General features: G+C 74.6%; 16 protein-coding genes. 7 read left to right on the top strand and 9 right to left on the bottom strand.

The window, feature by feature from the left end; all coding sequences use genetic code 11:
* Positions 1-104: 104 nt before the first annotated feature.
* On the top strand, positions 105-1,067 hold the full coding sequence (locus ACIP67_RS11255) for a serine hydrolase (RefSeq protein WP_401690690.1): 963 nt from the start codon (positions 105-107) through the stop codon (positions 1,065-1,067).
* An 88-nt stretch (positions 1,068-1,155) separates the two neighbouring features.
* On the opposite strand, the gene mycP is transcribed toward ACIP67_RS11255, so the two are convergent.
* A complete protein-coding gene (gene mycP, locus ACIP67_RS11250) occupies positions 1,156-2,358 on the bottom strand; it encodes a type VII secretion-associated serine protease mycosin (protein WP_401690688.1) in 1,203 nt (400 codons plus the stop codon).
* Positions 2,355-3,149, bottom strand: coding sequence for a hypothetical protein (locus ACIP67_RS11245; RefSeq protein WP_401690992.1), 795 nt, complete (start codon positions 3,147-3,149; stop codon positions 2,355-2,357). Before ACIP67_RS11245 ends, mycP begins: the two co-directional genes overlap by 4 nt.
* Before the next feature lie 2,235 nt (positions 3,150-5,384).
* Here ACIP67_RS11245 and ACIP67_RS11240 point away from each other — a divergent pair.
* Positions 5,385-6,587: an amino acid deaminase/aldolase gene (locus ACIP67_RS11240; RefSeq protein ID WP_401690686.1), complete on the top strand. Its 1,203-nt coding sequence runs from the start codon at positions 5,385-5,387 to the stop codon at positions 6,585-6,587.
* Positions 6,588-6,622: 35 nt separating this feature from the next.
* On the opposite strand, the gene ACIP67_RS11235 is transcribed toward ACIP67_RS11240, so the two are convergent.
* The 3 genes from ACIP67_RS11235 to ACIP67_RS11225 form a co-directional block, all read right to left on the bottom strand.
* The gene (locus tag ACIP67_RS11235) at positions 6,623-7,414 is read right to left on the bottom strand and encodes a 3-oxoacyl-ACP reductase (RefSeq protein WP_401690684.1); all 792 of its coding nucleotides are present in this window, start codon (positions 7,412-7,414) and stop codon (positions 6,623-6,625) included.
* A complete protein-coding gene (locus tag ACIP67_RS11230) occupies positions 7,411-8,766 on the bottom strand; it encodes an aldehyde dehydrogenase family protein (protein WP_401690990.1) in 1,356 nt (451 codons plus the stop codon). Before ACIP67_RS11230 ends, ACIP67_RS11235 begins: the two co-directional genes overlap by 4 nt.
* Before the next feature lie 79 nt (positions 8,767-8,845).
* A complete protein-coding gene (locus ACIP67_RS11225) occupies positions 8,846-10,216 on the bottom strand; it encodes a glutamine synthetase family protein (RefSeq protein ID WP_401690682.1) in 1,371 nt (456 codons plus the stop codon).
* Positions 10,217-10,335: 119 nt separating this feature from the next.
* Here ACIP67_RS11225 and ACIP67_RS11220 point away from each other — a divergent pair, with 119 nt between their 5' ends.
* Positions 10,336-11,070, top strand: coding sequence for a FadR/GntR family transcriptional regulator (locus ACIP67_RS11220; protein ID WP_401690680.1), 735 nt, complete (start codon positions 10,336-10,338; stop codon positions 11,068-11,070).
* A gap of 127 nt (positions 11,071-11,197) precedes the next feature.
* Positions 11,198-11,938 (top strand): gamma-glutamyl-gamma-aminobutyrate hydrolase family protein, encoded by a 741-nt coding sequence (locus tag ACIP67_RS11215; RefSeq protein ID WP_401690988.1) that lies wholly within the window; start codon positions 11,198-11,200, stop codon positions 11,936-11,938.
* 101 nt (positions 11,939-12,039) lie between these two features.
* On the opposite strand, the gene ACIP67_RS11210 is transcribed toward ACIP67_RS11215, so the two are convergent.
* Positions 12,040-12,996, bottom strand: coding sequence for a LysR family transcriptional regulator (locus tag ACIP67_RS11210; RefSeq protein ID WP_401690679.1), 957 nt, complete (start codon positions 12,994-12,996; stop codon positions 12,040-12,042).
* 70 nt (positions 12,997-13,066) lie between these two features.
* Here ACIP67_RS11210 and ACIP67_RS11205 point away from each other — a divergent pair, with 70 nt between their 5' ends.
* Entirely contained in the window at positions 13,067-14,206 is a 1,140-nt protein-coding gene (locus ACIP67_RS11205) for a TDT family transporter (RefSeq protein WP_401690677.1), read from the top strand.
* A 31-nt stretch (positions 14,207-14,237) separates the two neighbouring features.
* Here ACIP67_RS11205 and ACIP67_RS11200 read toward each other — a convergent pair whose 3' ends face one another.
* The 3 genes from ACIP67_RS11200 to ACIP67_RS11190 form a co-directional block, all read right to left on the bottom strand.
* Complete coding sequence (locus ACIP67_RS11200; protein ID WP_385075044.1) at positions 14,238-14,804, bottom strand: helix-turn-helix domain-containing protein; 567 nt, start codon at positions 14,802-14,804, stop codon at positions 14,238-14,240.
* Between the two features lie 449 nt (positions 14,805-15,253).
* Positions 15,254-17,068, bottom strand: coding sequence for an ABC transporter permease/substrate binding protein (locus ACIP67_RS11195; protein WP_401690674.1), 1,815 nt, complete (start codon positions 17,066-17,068; stop codon positions 15,254-15,256).
* Positions 17,061-18,143: a glycine betaine/L-proline ABC transporter ATP-binding protein gene (locus ACIP67_RS11190; protein WP_401690673.1), complete on the bottom strand. Its 1,083-nt coding sequence runs from the start codon at positions 18,141-18,143 to the stop codon at positions 17,061-17,063. The genes ACIP67_RS11195 and ACIP67_RS11190 overlap by 8 nt, the downstream gene beginning before the upstream one ends.
* Positions 18,144-18,414: 271 nt before the next feature.
* Between ACIP67_RS11190 and ACIP67_RS11185 the strand changes: the two genes are divergently transcribed.
* Positions 18,415-19,344, top strand: coding sequence for a 5'-3' exonuclease H3TH domain-containing protein (locus ACIP67_RS11185; RefSeq protein WP_401690986.1), 930 nt, complete (start codon positions 18,415-18,417; stop codon positions 19,342-19,344).
* 164 nt (positions 19,345-19,508) lie between these two features.
* Positions 19,509-20,354: a siderophore-interacting protein gene (locus ACIP67_RS11180; protein ID WP_401690671.1), complete on the top strand. Its 846-nt coding sequence runs from the start codon at positions 19,509-19,511 to the stop codon at positions 20,352-20,354.
* Positions 20,355-20,520 lie beyond the last annotated feature (166 nt).

The following is a 20,520-nucleotide window of genomic DNA, read 5'->3' as shown; positions in this document are numbered from 1 at the left end:
GGAAACACGGCGGTGACGCCTCTCACGGTTTTCTCAGGTTTCCCTGACGCACATCTAACGTCCGTCTAACGGAAGGCACAGGCGCCGCCCCCAGCATCGCGGGCATGGAGTCCTCCAGAGCACGTCGCAGCCGTCGCGCTCGGCCGCCCCGGCGCCGTCCCCTCCTCTACTCCGCGCTGGCCTGCGTGGCCGTCCTCGGTGCCACGGCGGGCGGGACCGTGTACGTGAGGGCACATCCGCACTCCGGTTCCGGCGCCGTATCGTCGTCGGGGACGCCGTCGGCCGCGGCGTCGGTTCCGGCGAGTGAGGGGGCGTCCGTGGAATCCGTCGTCGAGTCCGAGCCCGAGGTGGACCGGGACGCGCTGCTGGCGGAGGCGATGGGGGCGGTGACCGTGCCGGGGGACGCGGCGCTGTCCGTGGCCGTGCTCGACGTGGACTCCGGGGACAGCGCCGCGTACGGCACGGAGCCCTTCGACACGGCGAGCATCGTCAAGGTGGACATCCTGGCGGCGCTGCTGCTCCAGGCGCAGGACGACGGCCGGGTGCTCACCGCGCAGGAGAAGGCGTACGCCACCGCGATGATCGAGAACAGCGACAACGACTCGGCGTCGGCGCTGTGGGACGCGATCGGGCAGGGCGCGGGGCTGGACGCGGCGAACGAGCGGTTCGGGCTGACGGCGACGGAGGGCGGCGACGGCCCGTTGTGGGGGCTGACCCAGACGACGGCCACCGACCAACTGGTCCTGCTTCAGCAGGTGTTCGGGGAGGACTCGGAGCTGAGCGAGGCGTCCCGGACGTACCTCCAGGAGCTGATGGGCGCGATCGCCGCCGATCAGCGCTGGGGCGTCTCGGCCGCCGCCGACGGCTCCGCCTGGGCCCTGAAGAACGGGTGGCTGGCACGGAGCACGACCGGCCTGTGGGACGTCAACAGCATCGGCCGGGTGACGGCCGGCGGGCGGGACTTCCTGGTGGCCGTGCTGTCGAACGGCAACACGACCCAGGCGGTGGGCGTCACGCTGGTCGAGGCGGCGGCGAAGGCGGCGGTGTCGGCGTTCACGGAGACCTGACGGGCGGGCGTCCGCGCTCGGGAGGGGGGCACACGGCCGACGGGCGGTGTCTCACAGGCGATGTCGTACGGCTCCCGCTCGCGGTGTCTCACAGGGCGATGTCGTACGGCTCCCGCTCGCGGCGGCCCCGCCACAGCACCACCGCGGCCACCAGCAGCACTCCCCCGGTACCGCCGGCGAGCGGGCCGGCCCAGCTCGGCTCCTCGTCGCCCTCCTCGGTGTCGGGCCCGGGGCCGAAGTACTCCTCGCCGTACGAGGCCGAGCGCAGCCCCTCCGGGGCGAGGGTGGCGGCGGCCTCGATGGCGGCGGCCGGGTCGATGAACCCGAAGCCGCGGGAGTCGTCGCGGCCGCCGGTGGGGGCGTTGCGGGCGGTGTCCTCCAGGAGCTTCTTGATCTGCGCCGGGGTGAGGCCCGGGTGGGCGGCCTTGACCAGGGCGACGGCGCCGGAGACGAAGGCCGCCGCGGCGGAGGTGCCCCAGCCCTCGTAGTACTTGTGGTCCGGGTCGGCGATGACGACGTCGACGCCCGGGGCGCTGACCGTGGCGTACCAGCGGCGGGTGGAGAAGGAGGCGCGGGTGCCGTAGCGGTCGACGGCGGTCGCGGCGATCACGCCCGGGTAGGCGGCCGGGTAGGAGATGTGGTCGCCCTTCTCGCCGCCGTTGCCGGCCGAGGCGACGACGACGGCGCCCTTGCTCAGGGCGTACTGGACGGCCTCGTCCTCGGCGGGCTCGGGGTGGGCGGAGGCGGAGTCGTCGCCGAGGGAGAGGTTGATGACGTCGGCGCCCTGGTCGGCGGCCCAGCGGATGCCCTCGGCGAGGGCGTTGCCGCGGGTGGTGCGGGCCTTGGTGCGGGCCGGGTCGCCGTCCTCCAGGATGACGCGGACGGGCAGGATCGTGGCCTCCGGGGCGATGCCCATGACGCCGTCGGCGTCGCCGGTGCCGTGTCCGTGGCCGGCGATGATGCCGGCCATCGCGGTGCCGTGGCGGGCCCAGGCGCGGTCGCCGTCCTGTGCGCCGAAGCCGACCAGGTCCTTGCCCGCCAGGACGTTGCCGTCGAGGTCGGGGTGGTCGGCCTCGACTCCGGTGTCGAGGACGGCGACGGTGACGCCCGCGCCCTTGGTGGTCTGCCAGACCTCGTCGGTGTGCAGGGCCTCCAGCGCCCACTGCTGGGCCCGGATGCCGTCGGCGTGCGCGGGGGCGGCGGGCAGCAGGGCGAGGGAGGCGGCGAGGAGGCAGCACAGCAGGCCGGCCCGGTGCGTCCGCGTCGTTCGGCTCGTACGGCTGCTGCTCATGAGGGCTGCTCCGAGGGCGAGACGGCGGTCCTGCGCAGGGCGCGCTCGATGCGGTCGGCGAGGCCCTTCGCCTCGTGTCCCAGGCCGCCCTGGGCGGGGGCCGTGGTGGCGCCGGACGCGGTGGCCTGTGCGGCGGGCTGCGGCGTGGCGACCGTGCGGCCGTCGGCCCAGCCGGAGACGGCGTAGACGACGACGGGCGCGTCGGTGAGGACGGAGATCGTCCACGAGGCGCGCTGCTGGTCGCCGAAGGCGGCGGCGACGGTGTCCTCGGCGGCGTACGGGCGGGGGATCAGGTCGGTGCGGGCGGCGAGGGCCTCCTTCTCGAACCGGGCGTCGAGCGCGCGCATGCCGGCCGCGTCGGCCTTGGTGAACAGCAGGCCGACGGTGGTGACGTAGCTCTGGGTGGCGTCGGTGTAGGTGGCGCGCAGCAGGCGGGTGCAGCCGACCGGGGCGAGGGTCTTGAGCAGCAGCGGGTCGAAGGCGTCGGCGCAGCCGCCGTCCGGGGCGACGGCGATCCGCGTCCAGGTGCGGTCGGCGCCGCCGGGGCCGGCGCCCTGTCCGTCGACGGTGGGCGGGAACAGCTGGTCGACGGGGACGTTGTGCCACAGGCCGCCGGCCGTGGCGTAGGTCCCTCGCTCGCCCGCGTCCGCGGTGTCGCCGACGAGCCAGCTGCCGGTGACGGCTCCGCCGATGAGGCCGAGCCCGAGGACGACACAGGCGGCGGCCGCGACGGTCCGGCTCCGCCGGGGCCGCGGCAGGTCCCGGTACCCCTCGGGCCGTGCGAACCTCACGACCGGCCGGGTGACGCGGGGCGCGGCGCCCGGTGTCGTCGGGGCGCTCCAGGAGAGCGCCGGGTCGGGCGCGACCGGACCGGCGGACCGGGGCGCCGTCTGCGGCGCCCCGGCGGGCCTCGGAACCCGCACGGCCCCGAACACGTCCGGGCCGTCGACCTCGGGGGGACGCACGGGCGCGGTCGGGGTCCAGGCCGGCCGGGCGTCGTCCTCGGAGGACTCCCGGCGCATGGGCGCGGTGGCCGACGCCCACGGGGCCTGTGCGTCCTGCTCGGGGAAGCCGCGCACGGGCGGGGCGGACGACGCCCGCGGGGTCTGTGTGTCCCGCTCGGGGACGCCCCCTCGCGCAGACGCGGCGGACGACGCCCGCGGGGTCTGTGCGTCCCGCTCGGGGACGCCCCCTCGCGCAGACGCGGCGGACGACGCCCGCGGGGACCGTGCGTCCCGCTCGGGGACACCCCCTCGCACAGGCGCGGCGGACGACGCCCGCGGGGTCTGTGCGTCCCGCTCGGGGACGCCCCCTCGCGCAGACGCGGCGGACGACGCCCGCGGGGACCGTGCGTCCTGCTCGGGGAAGCCGCTGGGCACAGGCGGGGCGGACGACGCCCGCGAGGACTGCGCGGCCTCCCCCGGGGGCGACTGCCGCAGCGGTGTCGTGGGCGTCCACGCGGGTCCCGCCTCCTGGCCGGCCCGGTGTCCGGGCACGGCCGTCGACAGGGCCTCCCGGGGAGACTCGGCGGGGCTGGGCGCCCAGGCCGGGGGCAGCGGGGTCCATGCGGTGCCGGAGCCGGGGGGCCGGGGGGTGTCCGTGGCGTCCGGGCCGGTGGGGCGGCTGCCGTTCGGGTGCACGTCGGGAGCGCCGGTCCCGCCGGAGGGACGTGCGGGGCGGGCGGCCTCCGGCTCCGCGCGCGTCGAAGAGGCGCCGGCCGCACCGGCCGTGGGGACGGCGTCCCCCGCGTCCGGACGTGCGGGGGGCCCGGCTGCGCCGACCGTGCGCGCGGTGTCCCTCGCCTCCGGCCCCGTGGGGGCCCCGGCCGGGCCGGCCGGGCGGGGGGCGTCCTGGCGCGCCGTCGAAGCGTCGGCCGCACGGGCCCCGTCGGGACCGGTGGGACGGGTGCCGGCCGCCCCGCCGGGACGGTCGGCGTCGGCAGCGACGGCCGGGGGCGGAGGGGCGTCCGGGAAGCGGGCCGAGGCGGGGGGCGACGGCGGGGTCGTGGAGTCCGGGGACCGCAGGTGCGGGATGCGGGCGGCGAAGGCCGACTGCCCCGAGGCGGACGGCAACCGGCCCGAACGCGGGGCGGGCCCGGCCCCGGCGGTGCCCCGACCGGTGTCGGCGGCGCCCCGGGCGGGATCGCCAGTGAGCCCGACGGGATCAACGGCACCCGGGACGGAACCGCCAGTAGGCCGGGCAACACCAGCGGCACCCCCGACAGAACCACCAGGAAACCCGGCGCGATCAGCAGCACCCGGCACGGAACCGCCAGTAGGCCGGGCAACACCAGCGGCACCCCCGACAGAACCACCAGGAAACCCGACGGGATCAACGGCACCCGGCACGGAACCGCCAGTAGGCCGGGCAACACCAGCGGCACCCCCGACAGAACCACCAGGAAACCCGACGGGATCAACGGCACCCGGGACGGAACCGCCGGTGGGCCGGGCGGTGGCGCCGGCGCCCCGGGCGGGACCGTCGGCGCCCCGGGGCCCGGTCGGCCGCTCCGTGCCGCTTCCGTGCGGGGGCGCGGACGACTCGGCGCGGGCGGGTGACTCCGGCGTCTCCTCGTCCTCGGGCGCCCCCGCCCTCGGAGGCCGGGCCGGGCGCGGCGGGGCCGCGGGGTGCGGCGGCGTCGCGGGGGCGGTGGGCGTGTCCGGGGCCTGGGGGGTGCCGGCGGCGGGGGGCGGGGCGGACGGGCGCGGGGGGACCGGGGCGCGGCGTGCGTCCGTGCTCATGCACCCCCCCCGTTTCCTCGTTCCCGGGCCGTCGTTCTTCTGCGCGGGCGCTCGCTGCTCGTGCCCAGGGCGGCCCGGCGCGGACGTACGGGTCCGTCAGGGCACGCATACCCGCACGGGCGGACCGGCATCCCGGCGCGGCTGCCGGGCCGGAGCCGCTCGTCCGTGCGTGCGCGTCACTCTACGGCTTGTCGCCGCGCGAACGGGAACCCGTCCCGGGACCCCGGGGCATCTGCCCGGATCGTCCCCCTACCCCGCGGTAATCCGGTCTGGCAGGCTGCGTCCATGACTGCGCGCGCCACCGACCGGGCCCGTTACGACCGAGCCACCGCCCACCTGGACGCCCCTCTCGCCCTCGTGGACGTCGACGCCTTCGACGCCAACGCGGACGATCTCCTCCGCCGGGCGGGAGGCAAGCCGGTCCGCGTCGCGAGCAAGTCCGTCCGCTGCCGCGCCCTGCTGGAACGCGTCCTGGCGAAGGACGGCTTCGCGGGCGTCATGTCCTTCACCCTGGCCGAATCGCTGTGGCTGGCGCGCTCCGGCTGCGACGACGTCCTGCTCGCCTATCCGTCGGCGGACCGGTCCGGCTTCGCGGAACTCGCCGGCGACCCCAAGCTCGCCGAGGCGGTGACCGTCATGGTCGACGACGTCGCCCAGCTCGACCTGATCGACTCCGCGCGGGCCGGCGGACGCGAAGTGGTGCGGATCTGCCTGGAGTTGGACACCTCGCTGAGGATGCTCGGCGGCCGGGTGCGGGTCGGCGCCCGGCGCTCGCCCCTGCACTCCCCCGCCCAGATCGCCGACCTGGCCCGGTCGGTGGCCCGGCGGCCGGGGTTCCGGCTGGTGGGGATCATGGCGTACGAGGGGCACATCGCCGGGGTCGGCGACGCGGTCGCCGGACGGCCGCTGCGGTCGCGGGCGGTGCGGCTGATGCAGGCCGCCGCGCGCCGGGAGCTCGCCGAGCGCCGTGCGGCCGTGGTGCGGGCGGTGCGGGCGGTGGCGCCGGACCTGGAGTTCGTCAACGGCGGCGGCACCGGCAGCGTGCAGCACACGGCCGCCGAGGAGGCGGTGACCGAGATCGCGGCGGGTTCGGGGCTGTACGTGCCGCGGCTGTTCGACCACTACACCTCGTTCAGCGGCCGCCCGGCCGCCCTCTTCGCCCAGCCCGTGGTGCGGCGGCCGGGGGTGGGGGTGGTCACCGTCCTCGGCGGCGGGTACCCGGCCTCCGGCGCGGCCGGACCCGACCGGCTGCCGGTGCCGTACCTGCCGGAGGGGCTCCGCTACGACTCCCAGGAGGGCCCCGGCGAGGTGCAGACACCGCTGCTCGGCGCCGCCGCCGACGATCTGCTGATCGGCGACAAGGTGTGGTTCCGGCACGCGAAGGCCGGTGAGCTGTGCGAGCGGTTCGACGTGCTGCACCTGGTCGAGGGGGACGCGGTGACGGCGACGGTGCCCACCTACCGGGGCGAGGGCCGCACCTTCCTGTAGGCCGGCCGCGGGCCCGGCACCCGGCGGGCGGGCGGCTACAGGGGGGTGACGTAGGCGCCGGAGATCCCGCCGTCCACGAGGAAGTCGGTGGCGTTGACGAAGGAGGAGTCGTCGCTGGCGAGGAAGGCGACGGCGGCGGCGATCTCCTCGGCCTCGGCGAACCGGCCCAGCGGGATGTGGACGAGGCGGCGGGCGGCCCGCTCGGGGTCCTTGGCGAACAGTTCCCGCAGCAGCGGGGTGTCGACCGGTCCGGGGCAGAGGGCGTTGACGCGGATGCCCTCCCGGGCGAACTGCACGCCGAGTTCGCGGGACAGGGCGAGGACGCCGCCCTTGGACGCCGTGTACGAGATCTGCGAGGTGGCCGCGCCCATCCGGGCCACGAAGGACGCCGTGTTGATGATGGAACCCCGGCCCTGGCGCCGCATGTAGGGCAGGGCGGCCTTGCAGCACAGGTAGACGGAGGTGAGGTTGACCTCCTGGACGCGCTTCCAGGCCTCCAGCCCGGTCTCCAGGATGGAGTCGTCGTCGGGCGGGGAGATGCCGGCGTTGTTGAAGGCGACGTCGACGCTGCCGTAGGTGTCGTACGCCGTGCGGAAGAGGGTCTCGACCTGGTCGGGGTCGGTGACGTCGACTTTCACGAAGGTGCCGCCCACCTCGTCGGCGGCCGCCTTGCCGCGGGTCTCGTCGATGTCGCCGCAGACGACGTGGGCGCCCTCGGAGGCGAGGCGGCGCGTGGTGGCGAGGCCGATGCCGCTGCCGGCCCCGGTGATGACGGCGGTACGGCCGACCAGTCGGCGGCAGACGGTCTGTGAGGTCTCAGGGGTCACTGTGCGGGGCCCTCCGTACTGAGGTAGACGTTCTTGGTCTCGGTGAAGGCGGTCAGGGCGTCCGGGCCCAGCTCACGGCCGACGCCGGACTGCTTGAAGCCGCCGAACGGGGTCCAGTAGCGCACGCTGGAGTGGGAGTTGACGGACAGGTTCCCGGCGCGCACGGCCTGCGCGACGCGCAGGGCGCGGCCGATGTCCCGGGTCCAGAGGGAGCCGGAGAGGCCGTAGGGGGTGTCGTTGGCGAGGCGGATCGCGTCCTGCTCGTCGGTGAACGGCAGCAGGACGGCGACGGGGCCGAAGATCTCCTCGCGGGCGGCGGCGGAGTCGGGCCGCTCCCCGGTGAGCACGGTCGGCGGGAACCAGAAGCCGGGGCCGTCGGGGGCGCTGCCGCGCAGCGCGGGGGCGTCGTCCGGCACGAACGACCGGACCCGGTCGACCTGCTGACGGGAGATCAGCGGGCCCATCCGGGTGTCCTCGTCCGCCGGGTCGCCGACCACCACGGCGGACAGTTCGCGGGCGAGGAGGTCGGCGACCTCGTCGTACACCGTCTCCTGGACGAGGATGCGGGTGCGGGCGCAGCAGTCCTGGCCGGAGTTGTCGAGGAAGGAGAAGGGGTCGACGGCGGCCTCGAGGTCGGCGTCGGCGAAGACGACGTTGGGGCTCTTGCCGCCGAGTTCGAGGGTGACGGGCTTGACGTGCCGGGCGCAGCGCTCCATGATCTCGCGGCCGGTGCGGGTGGACCCGGTGAAGACGATCTTCGCGACGTCCGGGTGGTCGACCAGGGCGCGGCCGGTGATGCGGCCGTGTCCGGGCAGCACCTGGAAGAGGTGCTCGGGCAGACCCGCCTCCAGGGCCAGTTCGGCCAGCCGCAGGGCGGTGAGCGGGGTGGTCTCGGCGGGCTTGAGGAGGACGGCGTTGCCCGCGGCGAGCGCGGGGAAGGAGCCCCAGGCGGCGATGGGCATCGGGAAGTTCCAGGGGGCGATCACCCCGACCGTGCCGAGGGGCTCGTGGAAGGTGACGTCCCAGCCGCCGGGGACGGGGATCTGCCGGCCGAGGAGGCGTTCGATGCCGCCCGCCGAGTAGAGCAGCAGGTCACGGGCGTTGCCGGCTTCCCAGCGGGCGTTGCCGAGGAGGTGGCCGGCCTCGCGGACCTCCAGCAGCGCCAGTTCCTCGACGTGCGCGTCGACGACGTCGGCGAAGCGGCGCAGCAGCCGGGCGCGGTCGGCGGGGGCGGCGGCGGCCCAGACCGTCTGGGCGGCGCCGGCGCGGGCGACCGCGCGGTCCACGTCGGCGGCGCCGGCGGCGGGGACGGTGGCGAGGACCTCCTCGGTGGCGGGGTTGAGGACCGTCAGCTCGTGCGGGTCCGCCGGGGGGAGGTCTGCCGCGAGGGGGGCGCTGTCGCTGTCGTGCGGATCGGACACGGGTGACCTTTCACAGGCGTTCGAAGGAGCGGCGCAGTTCCCAGTCGGTGACCGCGGCGTCGAAGGCCTCCAGCTCGACGCGGGCCATGGTGCGGTAGTGGGCGACGACCTCGTCGCCGAAGGCGGCCCGCGCGATCGGGCTGTTCTCCCAGAGTTCGGCGGCCTCGCGCAGGGTGGTGGGGACGTGGGCGTGGCCGGCGGTGTAGGCGTTGCCGGGGCAGGGGTCGGGCAGCTCCAGCTTCCGCTCGACGCCGTGCAGTCCGGCGGCCACCAGGCCGGCCACCGCGAGGTGCGGGTTGACGTCGCCGCCGGGCAGCCGGTTCTCGAAGCGGAGGGAGCGGCCGCGGCCGACCACGCGCAGGGCGCAGGTGCGGTTGTCGTGGCCCCAGGCGACGGCGGTCGGCGCGAAGGAGCCCGGCTGGAACCGCTTGTAGGAGTTGATGTTGGGGGCGTAGAGGAGGGAGAAGTCGCGCAGGGCGGCCAGTTGTCCGGCGAGGAAGTGGCGCATGGTGTCGGACATGCCGTGCGGGTCGTCGGCGGAGCCGGCCATGACGTTGGTGCCGTCGGCGTCCGCGAGGGAGAGGTGGATGTGGCAGGAGTTGCCCTCGCGCTCGTTGTACTTGGCCATGAAGGTCAGCGAGACGCCCTCCTGGGCGGCGATCTCCTTGGCCCCGGTCTTGTAGACGGCGTGCTGGTCGCAGGTGACCAGGGCCTCGTCGTAGCGGAAGGCGATCTCGTGCTGGCCGGGGTTGCACTCGCCCTTGGCGGACTCGACGGTGAGGCCGGCGCCGGCCATGTCGTTGCGCAGGCGGCGCAGGAGGGGCTCGACGCGGCCGGTGCCGAGGATGGAGTAGTCGACGTTGTACCGGTTGGCCGGGGTGAGCCCGCGGTATCCGGAGTCCCACGCCTGCTCGTAGGTGTCGTTGAAGACGATGAACTCCAGCTCGGTGCCGACCTGGGCGGTGAGGCCCAGCTCGGCGAGGCGGTCGAGCTGGCGGCGGAGGATCTGGCGGGGGGCGGCGGCGACCGGGGAGCCGTCGTGCCAGGCGAGGTCGGCGATCAGCATCGCCGTGCCGGCGTTCCAGGGCACGCGGCGCAGGGTGGCGAGGTCGGGGTGGAGGGCGAAGTCGCCGTAGCCGTTGTCCCACGAGGACATCGCGTACCCGTCGACGGTGTTCATCTCGGTGTCGACGGCGAGGAGGTAGGCGCAGCCCTCGGTGCCGTGGTGGAGGACCTCGTCGAGGAAGAAGCGGGCGGCGAACCGCTTGCCCTGGAGACGCCCTTGCATGTCGGGGAAGGCCAGGACGACAGTGTCGATCTCACCGCCCGCGACGAGGGCGTGCAGTTCCTCGACGGCGAGCGGGGGTGTGCGGTCTGCCACGGGAGGGCCTCCTCAGGCTTCCTCTGCGCTGCGGTGTGCGGGGATCTGGCGGGTTCGCGGGGCGGCCGGGAGCCTAAGGTATGGGTGAGAACCATTGCTTGGGAAGGGGGCGCGGCCAGATGCCGGTGGACGCTGACGGCGGCGCGGACGACCGGTTGACGCCGGTGCTGCGGCCGGTGCGGGCGGGGAACGGCTTCGAGGAGGCGCTGGAGCAGATCCTCCAGGTCGTCCGGCTGGGCCTGGTGCCGGGCGGGGAGCGGCTGCCGGCCGAGCGGGACCTGGCGGAGCGGCTGGGGATCAGCCGCGTGACGCTGCGCGAGGTGCTCAAGGTGCTCCAGGAGCAGGGACTGGTGGAGTCCCGCCGCGGCCGGTACGGCGGAACGTTCGTGCTGGCGCGCGCGGACGCGGCCGGGCAGGACGAGCTGCGGCGGCGGGTCGCCGCGACCGACATCGAGGACGTGCTGCGCTTCCGGGAGGTGCTCGAGGTGGGGGCCGCCGGGCTGTGCGCGGAGCACGGCCTCACCGAGGAGCAGCGGGGCCGGCTGCGCCGGGCGCTCGCCCGCACCCGGGACGCGCCGCTCGCCGACTACCGCCGCCGGGACACCCTGCTCCACCTCACCCTGGCCGAGCTGTGCGGCTCGCCGTCGCTGACCGCGCAGTACGCGGCGGTCCGGGCGACGGTGAACGACCTGCTGGACTGCATCCCGCTGCTCGTGCGCAACCTGGAGCACTCGCAGCGCCAGCACGCGGCCCTGGTGGAGGCCGTGCTGGACGGCGACGCGGCCGGGGCGCGGGAGATCATGCGGGAGCACTGCGCCGGAACGGCCGCCTTGCTCAGGGGCTTCCTGGCGTGACGGCTTCCTGGCGTGACGGCTTCCTGGCGTGACGGCCGGACACACCGGGCATGCTCCAATGGTTCGATCCACATCCATTCGATCTGTGCCGATCCGAACGAGGGGTGGGGAGCGAGGCATGGCGAGGGTGACGGGCAGGCCGCTGATCGGTGTCAGCACGTATCTGGAGGCCGGGGCGCGCTGGGGCGTCTGGGAGCTGGACGCGGCGCTGCTGCCGGCCGGGTATCCGCGGCTCGTGCAGCGGGCGGGCGGGCTGGCCGCGATGCTCCCGCCGGACGCGCCCGAGCACGCGGCGGCGACCGTGGCGCGGCTGGACGGTCTGGTGATCGCGGGCGGCCCGGACGTCGAGCCGCTGCGCTACGGCGCCGAACGCGACCCCCGTACCGGCCCGCCGGCGCGGGAGCGGGACGCCTGGGAGCTCGCCCTGATCGGCGCGGCACTGGCCGCGGGCGTCCCCCTGCTGGGCATCTGCCGGGGCATGCAACTGCTGAACGTCGCCGTCGGCGGCACGCTGGTGCAGCACCTGGACGGGCACGCGGAGTTCGTCGGCGTCTTCGGCCGGCACCCGGTGAAGCCGGTACCGGGCACTCTGTACGCCGGTCTCGTCCCGGAGGAGACCTCCGTGCCCACCTTCCACCACCAGGCGGTGGACCGCCTCGGCACGGGCCTGGTCCCGTCGGCGCACGCGGCGGACGGCACGGTGGAGGCCGTGGAACTGACGTCCGACGCCGGCGGGTGGGCGCTGGGGGTGCAGTGGCATCCGGAGATGGACGAGGACGTGCGGGTGATGCGGGGGCTGGTGGCGGCCGCCCGTGGGGGACCGGGCACTGACAGCCCGTCTGGGGGTGCCCCCTCTGGGGGAGTTTGAGGACGAGGCCCGTCCAGGGCCGACAGCGGGGGTCCGGGGGCGACAGCCCCGGGACGGGAAGGGGCGGCGGGGGCGAAGAAAACCCCACCGCCCCCGGCCCCTCACCCCCGCGTCAACGACAACAACTCCCGCGCCGGCCCCGTGGGCCGATGCCCCGTCGGCCACACCGCGCGCAGCTCACGCGCCAGCAGCACCCCCTCGACCGGCACCCTGACCAGCCGCCGCATCGCCAGTTCCTCCCCCACCGCCAGCTCGCTCAGCACCGCCGGCCCCGCCCCGCCGACCGCCGCCGCCTTGACCGCCGTCGTCGAGGACAGCTCGATCAGCGGGCGGGCCAGACCGCCCAGGGCCGCGTCCAGCACCTGCCGGGTGCCCGACCCCTTCTCCCGCAGGATCAGCGGGGTCGACGCCAGCTCCCGCGCGGCCAGCGGGCGCCGCCGCCGGACCCACGGATGGGCGGGCGCGGCGACGACGATCAGGCGGTCGTGGGCGATGACCGCCGAGTCGAGCCCGGACGGCACGGTCAGCCCCTCCACGAAGCCCAGGTCCGCTTCCCCCGCCAGCAGCCGCTCCGCCACCGCCGTGGAGTTGCCCGCGAGCAGCGACACCGCGGTGTCCGGCCGCTCCGCGCGCAGGGCGAGCAGCCACCCGGGGAGCAGGTACTCGGCGATGGTCATGCTGGCCGCGACCCGCAGCCGCGAGTCCCGCCGGTCCCGCAGCGCCTGCGCGCCCGCGTCGAAGGCCTGCGCGGCCTCGACGACCCGGCGCGCCCAGTCCGTGACCAGCGCTCCGGCGTCGGTGAGCCGGGAACCCCGCGGCGAACGGTCCACCAGGGCCACCCCGAGCTGCCGTTCCATGGAGCGGATCCGGCTGCTGGCGGCCGGCTGGGTGATGCCCAGTTCCCGCGCGGCCGCGCCCAGGCTGCCCAGCCGGGCCACCGCAAGCAGCAGCTCCAGCGCCCCGAGGTCCGGAACCCGGTGCGCGATCGAGCCCGCCGGTCCCGGCGGACGCGCCCCCTCCTCCGCGAACGTCCCTGTCTCCGTCTGCCCACTGGCCATAAGCCCAGTTTATGCCCCCATAGACACATCCTCCCTGGTCGCGGGCGCCTGAGGGCGTCATGGTGGGACCATGATCACCGCCGTCCGCCACCTCGGCCCGAACTGGTACGCCACCGTCATGGGCACCGCCGTCGTGGCCACGGCCGGCGCCGCGCTGCCCCGGCCGGCGCCGAGGCAGGCCTGCGCCGCCCTGTGGGCCCTCTCGTTCGCCCTGCTGCTGACCCTGCTCGTCGCGCGCGCCCTGCACTGGCGCCACCACCGCGACCAGGCCCACGCCCACCTCCTCGACCCGGCGGCGGCTCCCTTCTACGGCTGCCTCGCCATGGCCCTGGTCTCCGTCGGGGGCGGCGCGCTCACCGTCGGCCGGGACTGGATCGGCACCGGAGCGGCCGTCGCCCTCGACACCGTCCTGTTCACCGCCGGTACGGCCATCGGTCTGGTCGGCGCCGTGACGGTGCCGTACCTCATGGCCGTACGCCACCGCGTCGAGCCGGGGCAGGCCACGCCGGTGTGGCTGCTGCCGCTGGTGGCACCGATGGTGGCGGCGGCGTCGGGGCCGCTGCTGGTGCCGCACCTGCCGGCCGGGCAGGCGCGGGAGACCCTGCTGCTGGCCTGTGTCGCGCTGTTCGGTCTGAGCCTGCTCGCCACGCTCGTGATGCTGCCGGTGGTCTTCGGCCGGCTGCTCACCGGCGGACCGCTGCCCCTCGCGCTCACCCCGACGCTCTTCTTCGTCCTCGGACCGCTCGGGCAGTCCACGACGGCGGCCGGTGCCTTCGCGGAGGCCGCGCCGGGGGCGGTGCCCGCGCCGGACAGCCGCGGCTTCGCCGTCCTCGCCGTCCTCTACGGCGTGCCCGTCATGGGTTTCGCCCTGTTGTGGCTGTGTCTGGCCACCGCCCACGTGGTGCGGGCCCGCCGGCACGGGATGCGCTTCACGATGACGTGGTGGGCGTTCACCTTCCCGGTCGGCACCTGTGTGACCGGCGCCGCCGCCCTGGCCCGGCACACCGGCCTGGTCGCCTTCGAGGCCCTCGCGACGGGGCTGTACGTCGTCCTGGTCGCCGCCTGGGCGGTCGTCGCCGTGCTGACCCTGCGGGGAGTGGTCGGCGGCACGCTGCTCGCGGCGCCCCGGCCGGTGCCGCCGGCGCCCCGGCCGGCGGCCGAGGCTCCTCGGCGCGCGGCGGACCGGGCCACGTCCGGCGCCGTCCGCTGACCGGCGCACGGGCCGGCGCACGGGCCGGTCGCTACCGCCTGCGGTCCCGGACCGCCTCGATGTGCTCGGCGACCGCGACGACGACCACCCGGGTGTCCGGTACGGTCGCCCGCCAGCGGTGGCGCACCCCGCCGGTCAGGTACAGCGTGTCACCGCGGCCGAGGCGGTAGGCGCGGCCCTCCGCCTCGATCTCCACGGCGCCGTCGGCGACGTACATCAACTGGTCGTTGCGGTACTGGAACTCGCGGCCCGCCTCGTGGTCGCCGGTGAACTCCGAGGCGTGCATCTGGTGGTGGCCGCGGACCAGGGAGCGGGAACGGGGGCCGGGGCCGGGCTCGGCGAGCTCGGCGCGGACGACGTCGACGCTGCACGCCGGGTCGGCGGCGGCGAGGAGTTCGACGGCCGTGGTGCGCAGCGCGTCGGCCACCTTCTCCAGGGAGCTGGTGCTGGGCCGGGCCCGGTCGTTCTCGATCTGGCTCAGGAAGGGCACGGACAGGCCGCTGCGCTCGGCCACGACGGCGAGCGTGAGCTCCAGGGACCGGCGCCGCCGCCGGACGGCCGCGCCCACCCGAAGGGGCTGTTCTTTGTGGTCGCCCATCGCTCCGGCTCCCTCCTTCGCTCGTCGCTCCGACTCACCGAGTGCCCCGCTTCGGGCGCCCGTCCTCTGATGAGTTCTCTGCACCCTACGCATGTTCGGCAAACCGTTTCATGTGCCCGTCACATCGAGGACATACGGCGTCACGGGCGACCTCACGGATCGCGCCAGTCGATCATCTCCGGGAGACCCCGGGCGGGGACGTCGCGCGCGTTCTCCTCTTCAATGCCCGGACGGGCCGTGGTGTTCCCGCGTCGTCGCGGTCCACGATCGCCGCTGGTGGAGCGACCGGCACGCCCGGTCGGCACATGGCCGAGTCCGGGCATGGGCGTGGCTCTGCGTGGTTGGCCGGATCGTTGCCGTGCGGAACGGCGCGAGGGGCGGGCCCCTCCGTACGCGTCGGACGGGTACGGCGGGCCCGCCCCTCGCCGGGCGGTCACGGGGCTGTCAGGTCACCCGGCCGCCCTGCTCTCGGCCCCGGTGCCGGTCACCGGCGCCCACTGGTCCAGCAGACCGGGGTTGTCCTTCAGCCAGGTGCGGACGGCGTCCTGCTCCTTGCCCTTGCCGGACTTCTGGATCTGCGCCTCCAGCGCGGTGAGCTGCTGCTCGGTCATCGAGAAGTTCTCGAGCCACTCGCCGACCTCGGGGTTGTCCCCGGCGAAACCCTTGCGGGCCAGGGTGTGCACGCCGTCGCCCGCGCCCCAGGCGCCCTCGGGGTCCTTCAGCTTCTTCAGGTCGTACTCGCTGTACGCCCAGTGCGGGGACCACAGGGTGACGAGGATCGGCTCCTTCTTGGCGTACGCGCGCTTGAGCTCGGCGAGCATGGCCGGGGTGGAGCCGTCGACGACCTCGTAGGTGCCGTCGAGGCCGTACTGCTTGAGGACCTTGTCCTTGAGCAGGCCCATCATCCCGGCGCTGGGCTCGATGCCGGTGATCTTCCCGTCGAAGCGGGAGGCCTTGCTCTTGAGGTCCGCCAGCGAGTTCACGTCCTTCATGTACGACGGGACGGTCAGTTCGAGGGAGGTGGGGCCGTACCACTGCCCGAGGTCGTCGAGCTGCTTGCCGTACTTCTTCCAGTACTCGGCGTGGGTGGTGGGCAGCCAGGAGTCGGTCTGGAAGTCGATCTGTCCGGTGGCCAGGCCCGTGTAGAGGGGGCCGGCGGCGTACTGGGTGGTCTTCACCTCGAAGCCGCGCTGCTCCAGCAGTTCCTTCCAGAGGAAGGTGGAGGCGATGCCCTCGTCCCAGGGGATGTAGCCGATGGTGATCTCCTTGCCCCGGCCGACGTTCGCGGCCGAGGCCTCGGCGTTGCCGGAGCCGGAGCCGAAGACGCCCATGCCGCCGGCGACCAGGGCGAGGACGACCACGCCGACCGTGGCGACGGAGGCGCGCGGGCGGTACGACCAGACCGTGGTGCGGGCCTTCGCGGCGGCCCGGCGGCCGAGCGGGGAGATGCGGGTGCCCAGGGCGCCGGTCATCCGGTCCAGGTAGATCGCGAGGACGACGATGCCGAGGCCCGCCTCGAAGCCGAGGCCGATGTCGAGCTGGCCGATGGCCTCGTTGACGGCACCGCCGAGACCGCCGGTGCCGACCATGCCGGCGATGACGACCATCGACAGGCCGAGCATGATCACCTGGTTGACGCCCGCCATGATCGTCGGCAGGGCGAGGGGCAGCTGGACCCGCAGCAGCGTGTCGCGCGGCGTCGTGCCGAAGGCCTCGGCGGCCTCGACGAGCTCGGCGTCGACCTGGCGGATACCGAGTTCGGTCATGCGCACGCCGGGTGCGAGGGCGAAGATCAGGGTGGCGACGACACCGGCCGGCACACCCATGCCGAAGAACAGGATCGCCGGGATCAGCAGGACCATCGACGGCATCGTCTGGAGCAGGTCCAGGACCGGCCGCACGGCCGCGCTGACGGCCTTGGAGCGGGCGGCCCAGATGCCCAGCGGCACGGAGATCACCAGGGCGATCACCGTGGCCACGAGCACCAGGGACAGCGTCGACATGGCCTCCTCCCACAGATCGAGGGAGACGATGAGGGCGAACCCGGCGAAGCCGAGGACACCCGCGACCAGGCCGCGCAGCCACCAGGCGAGCACCGCGAGGATGCCGGCGAGCAGCAGGGGCTCGGGGGCGGTCAGGAGGCCGTCGAGACCGTCGTACATGCCTTCGACGACCGCTTTGAGGGCGTCGAAGAGCCAGGACATGTGGGCGACGAGCCAGTCGACGCCGGAGTCGACCCAGTCACCGAGGTGCAGCCTAGGCATGGGCCGCCTCCTTCCCGTGGGGGCGCGCACTGTCGCAGCGGCCCTCCGCCTCCCGTTCGTCGCCGAGGAAGCCGACCAGACGGCGGCGCGGGACGACGCCGACGAGGCCGCGGCCGGACTCGAGCACGGCGACCGGGTGCGGCACCCGGGCGCTGAGCGCGCACAGGACGGTGAACGGCGTGTCGGGGGTGGCGGTCGCGCAGTCGCAGTCGGCCTCGTCGCCGCGGACGCCGGTGTCCATGACCGCGGAGGCGGTCAGCACGCGGGAGCGGTCGACGTCCTGGATGAAGGAGGCGACGTAGTCGTCGGCCGGGCGCACGAGGATGTCCTCGGCGGTGCCGTTCTGCACGACGCGGCCGTCGCGCATCACGGCGATGCGGTCGCCCAGGCGCATGGCCTCGTTGAGGTCGTGGGTGATGAACACGATCGTCTTCTTCAGCGTCTTCTGGAGCGTGAGGAGCTGGTCCTGCATGTCGCGGCGGATCAGCGGGTCCAGCGCGCTGAAGGACTCGTCCATCAGCAGCAGGTCGGCGTCGGTGGCCAGGGCGCGGGCGAGGCCCACGCGCTGCTGCATGCCGCCGGAGAGCTCGTCCGGCCAGGACTTCTCCCAGCCGGCCAGGCCGCACAGCCGCAGCGCCTCGGCGGCCCGCCGTTCGCGCTCGGCCCGCGGCACGCCCTGGACGGCGAGGCCGTAGGCGGCGTTGTCGAGGACGCTGCGGTGCGGGAAGAGGGCGAAGTGCTGGAAGACCATGCTGATCTTCTTCGCACGGACCTCGCGCAGGTCCCGGTCGCTGAGCGCGGTCAGGTCCTGGCCGTCGAAGAGGACGCGCCCGGCGGTGGGCTCCAGCAGTCCGTTGAGCATGCGCAGCAGCGTGGACTTGCCGGAGCCGGACAGGCCCATGACGACGAAGATCTGGCCGGGGTCCACGGTGAAGGAGGCGTCGATGACGGCGGCGGTGGTGCCGTCGGCGCGCAGCTCCTCCCGGTCGGCTCCGCCACGGAGCCGTTCGACTGCCTCGTCCTGTCGTCTGCCGAACACCTTGTAGAGATGTTCGGCCTCAAGCCTGGAGGACACACGTACCTTCTCTGATCGGGGACAGGGACGGAGGGACACCGGGCCCTGAGGCCCTGTGCCACACGGCCGGGACCGCACGAGAACCTCGTGAGGACCGCTAACTGTTGAAAGCGCAACCGGCACCGCTCCGAGGCGGCGCCTGCCCGGACCGAACCGGGGCAAACACATGAGTGGGCCAGTTCACACGGCTCTCACAAGCCCCACAGGGGGTGAACGCGGACGCCGTGCGGGGGTACCGGTGCGCGCCGTGCGGGGACGCCGGTGCGGCATGATGCGTAACGTGACCGGACGACTGATGCTCCTCGACACCGCCTCGCTCTACTTCCGCGCCTACTTCGGCGTCCCGGACTCCGTGAAGGCACCGGACGGCACACCGGTGAACGCCGTGCGCGGTCTGCTCGACTTCGTCGACCGCCTGGTCAAGGACCACCGGCCCGACGAACTGGTCGCGTGCATGGACGCCGACTGGCGGCCGCGGTGGCGGGTCGACCTGATCCCCTCCTACAAGGCGCACCGGGTCGCGGAGGAGCGCACGGCGGGCCCCGACGAGGAAGTGGTCCCGGACACGCTCTCACCCCAGGTGCCGGTCATCGAGGACGTGCTGGACGCCCTCGGCATCGCCCGGGTGGGCGTCGCGGGGTACGAGGCGGACGACGTCATCGGCACGTTCACCGCGCGGGCGAAGGGACCGGTGGACATCGTCACCGGCGACCGCGACCTGTACCAGCTGGTGGACGACGCGCGCGGGGTGCGGGTGCTGTACCCGCTCAAGGGCGTCGGGACGCTCCAGGTGACGGACGAGGCCTGGCTGCGCGAGAAGTACGGCGTCGACGGCCGCGGGTACGCGGATCTGGCGCTGCTGCGCGGCGATCCCAGCGACGGACTGCCGGGCGTCGCCGGCGTCGGGGAGAAGACCGCGGCCAAGCTGCTGGCCGAGTTCGGCGACCTGGCCGGAATCATGGCGGCGGTCGACGACCCCGCGGCGAAGCTCACACCGGCGCAGCGCCGGCGGCTCACCGAGGCGCGGCCGTACGTCACCGTCGCGCCGAAGGTGGTCCGGGTCGCCGGCGACGTGCCGCTGCCGGAGGTGGACCCCGCGCTGCCCCGCGCACCGCGGGAACCGGCGACACTGGAGGGGCTGGCGCAGCGCTGGGGACTCGGCGGATCGTTGCAGCGGCTGCTGACCACGCTCGCCGCGTAACCCTTGCCACTCGCCGCGTAACCATTGTTCTCGCGGGGACGGATGGATATTCCTGTGGCCGAAAGTCACTCTCGGTCGGAGGGGCGACGAACATCACCGTGAGCATCACCGGGGGGGGGGATGCTAACTTAGGTAAACCTAACCAAACGCACTGGGAGGCCGTCATGGCAGAACGTCCGGCACGGAAGCCGCGGAAGCCCCATTCCGCGCAGGTCGTCCGCACCGAACGGCTCACCCCGCACATGCAGCGTGTGGTCCTCGGCGGCGAGGGGCTGTCCGAGTTCACCGCCGGCACCTGCACCGACCACTACGTCAAACTGCTGTTCGCCCCCGAGGGCGTGACCTACCCGGAACCCTTCGACATGGAACGCATCCGGGCCGAGTTCCCCCGCGAGCAGTGGCCGGTGACCCGGACGTACACCGTGCGCCACTGGGACGCCGAGCACCGCCAGCTCACCCTGGACTTCGTCATCCACGGCGACGAGGGCCTGGCCGGGCCCTGGGCGGCGCGCGTCCAGCCGGGCGAGACCGTCCGCTTCATGGGACCCGGCGGCGCCTACACCCCCGACCCGGCCGCCGACTGGCACCTGCTCGCCGGTGACGAGAGCGCCCTGCCCGCCATCGCGGCGGCGCTGGAGGCCCTGCCCGCCGGCGCCGTGGCCCACGCGTTCGTCGAGGTGTCCGGCCCCGAGGAGGAGCAGAAGATCGACTCCGACGTGGAGGTCGTCTGGCTGCACCGCGGCGACCGGCCCGTCGGCGAGAAGCTCGTCGAGGCCGTCCGGGCGCTCACCTTCCCCGAGGGCCGCCTGCACGCCTTCGTGCACGGCGAGGCCGCGGCGGTGAAGGAGCTGCGCCGGCTGCTCCGCGTCGAGCACCAGGTCCCGCGCGAGGACCTGTCGGTCTCCGGCTACTGGCGGCTCGGCCACAACGAGGACGGCTGGCAGGCCTCCAAGCGCGAGTGGAACGCCAACGTGGAGCAGGAGCAGGAAGGCTCGGCGCCGGCGGCCTGAACCCCCGCGAGCGGCCCGCACACGGAGGGCGGGCCGCGCCGTCACCGACGGCCCCGCACGTGCGACACCTCGCGTGCCGGCCGTCCGGCCGCCGCCGGACCTACCGGCCATCACCGCCGCAGCCGCCGCCGTACGGGCCACCCCGATCAGCCCGGCCGCCACCGTC

Source organism: Streptomyces sp. NPDC088812 (genome assembly GCF_044750285.1).
In the GTDB taxonomy this organism is placed as follows: Bacteria; Actinomycetota; Actinomycetes; order Streptomycetales; family Streptomycetaceae; genus Streptomyces.
This window is presented reverse-complemented; position numbering and strand designations above follow the sequence as displayed.

What these genes read in the sequence shown, in the direction of transcription:
- ACIP67_RS11180 (WP_401690671.1), top strand. Translation starts at nt 19,509, where the DNA reads ATGGCAGAACGTCCGGCACGGAAGCCGCGGAAGCCCCATTCCGCGCAG.
- mycP (WP_401690688.1), bottom strand. Translation starts at nt 2,358, where the DNA reads ATGAGCAGCAGCCGTACGAGCCGAACGACGCGGACGCACCGGGCCGGC.
- ACIP67_RS11205 (WP_401690677.1), top strand. Translation starts at nt 13,067, where the DNA reads ATGATCACCGCCGTCCGCCACCTCGGCCCGAACTGGTACGCCACCGTC.
- ACIP67_RS11210 (WP_401690679.1), bottom strand. Translation starts at nt 12,996, where the DNA reads ATGGCCAGTGGGCAGACGGAGACAGGGACGTTCGCGGAGGAGGGGGCG.
- ACIP67_RS11195 (WP_401690674.1), bottom strand. Translation starts at nt 17,068, where the DNA reads ATGCCTAGGCTGCACCTCGGTGACTGGGTCGACTCCGGCGTCGACTGG.
- ACIP67_RS11200 (WP_385075044.1), bottom strand. Translation starts at nt 14,804, where the DNA reads ATGGGCGACCACAAAGAACAGCCCCTTCGGGTGGGCGCGGCCGTCCGG.
- ACIP67_RS11240 (WP_401690686.1), top strand. Translation starts at nt 5,385, where the DNA reads ATGACTGCGCGCGCCACCGACCGGGCCCGTTACGACCGAGCCACCGCC.
- ACIP67_RS11255 (WP_401690690.1), top strand. Translation starts at nt 105, where the DNA reads ATGGAGTCCTCCAGAGCACGTCGCAGCCGTCGCGCTCGGCCGCCCCGG.
- ACIP67_RS11220 (WP_401690680.1), top strand. Translation starts at nt 10,336, where the DNA reads ATGCCGGTGGACGCTGACGGCGGCGCGGACGACCGGTTGACGCCGGTG.
- ACIP67_RS11185 (WP_401690986.1), top strand. Translation starts at nt 18,415, where the DNA reads ATGCGTAACGTGACCGGACGACTGATGCTCCTCGACACCGCCTCGCTC.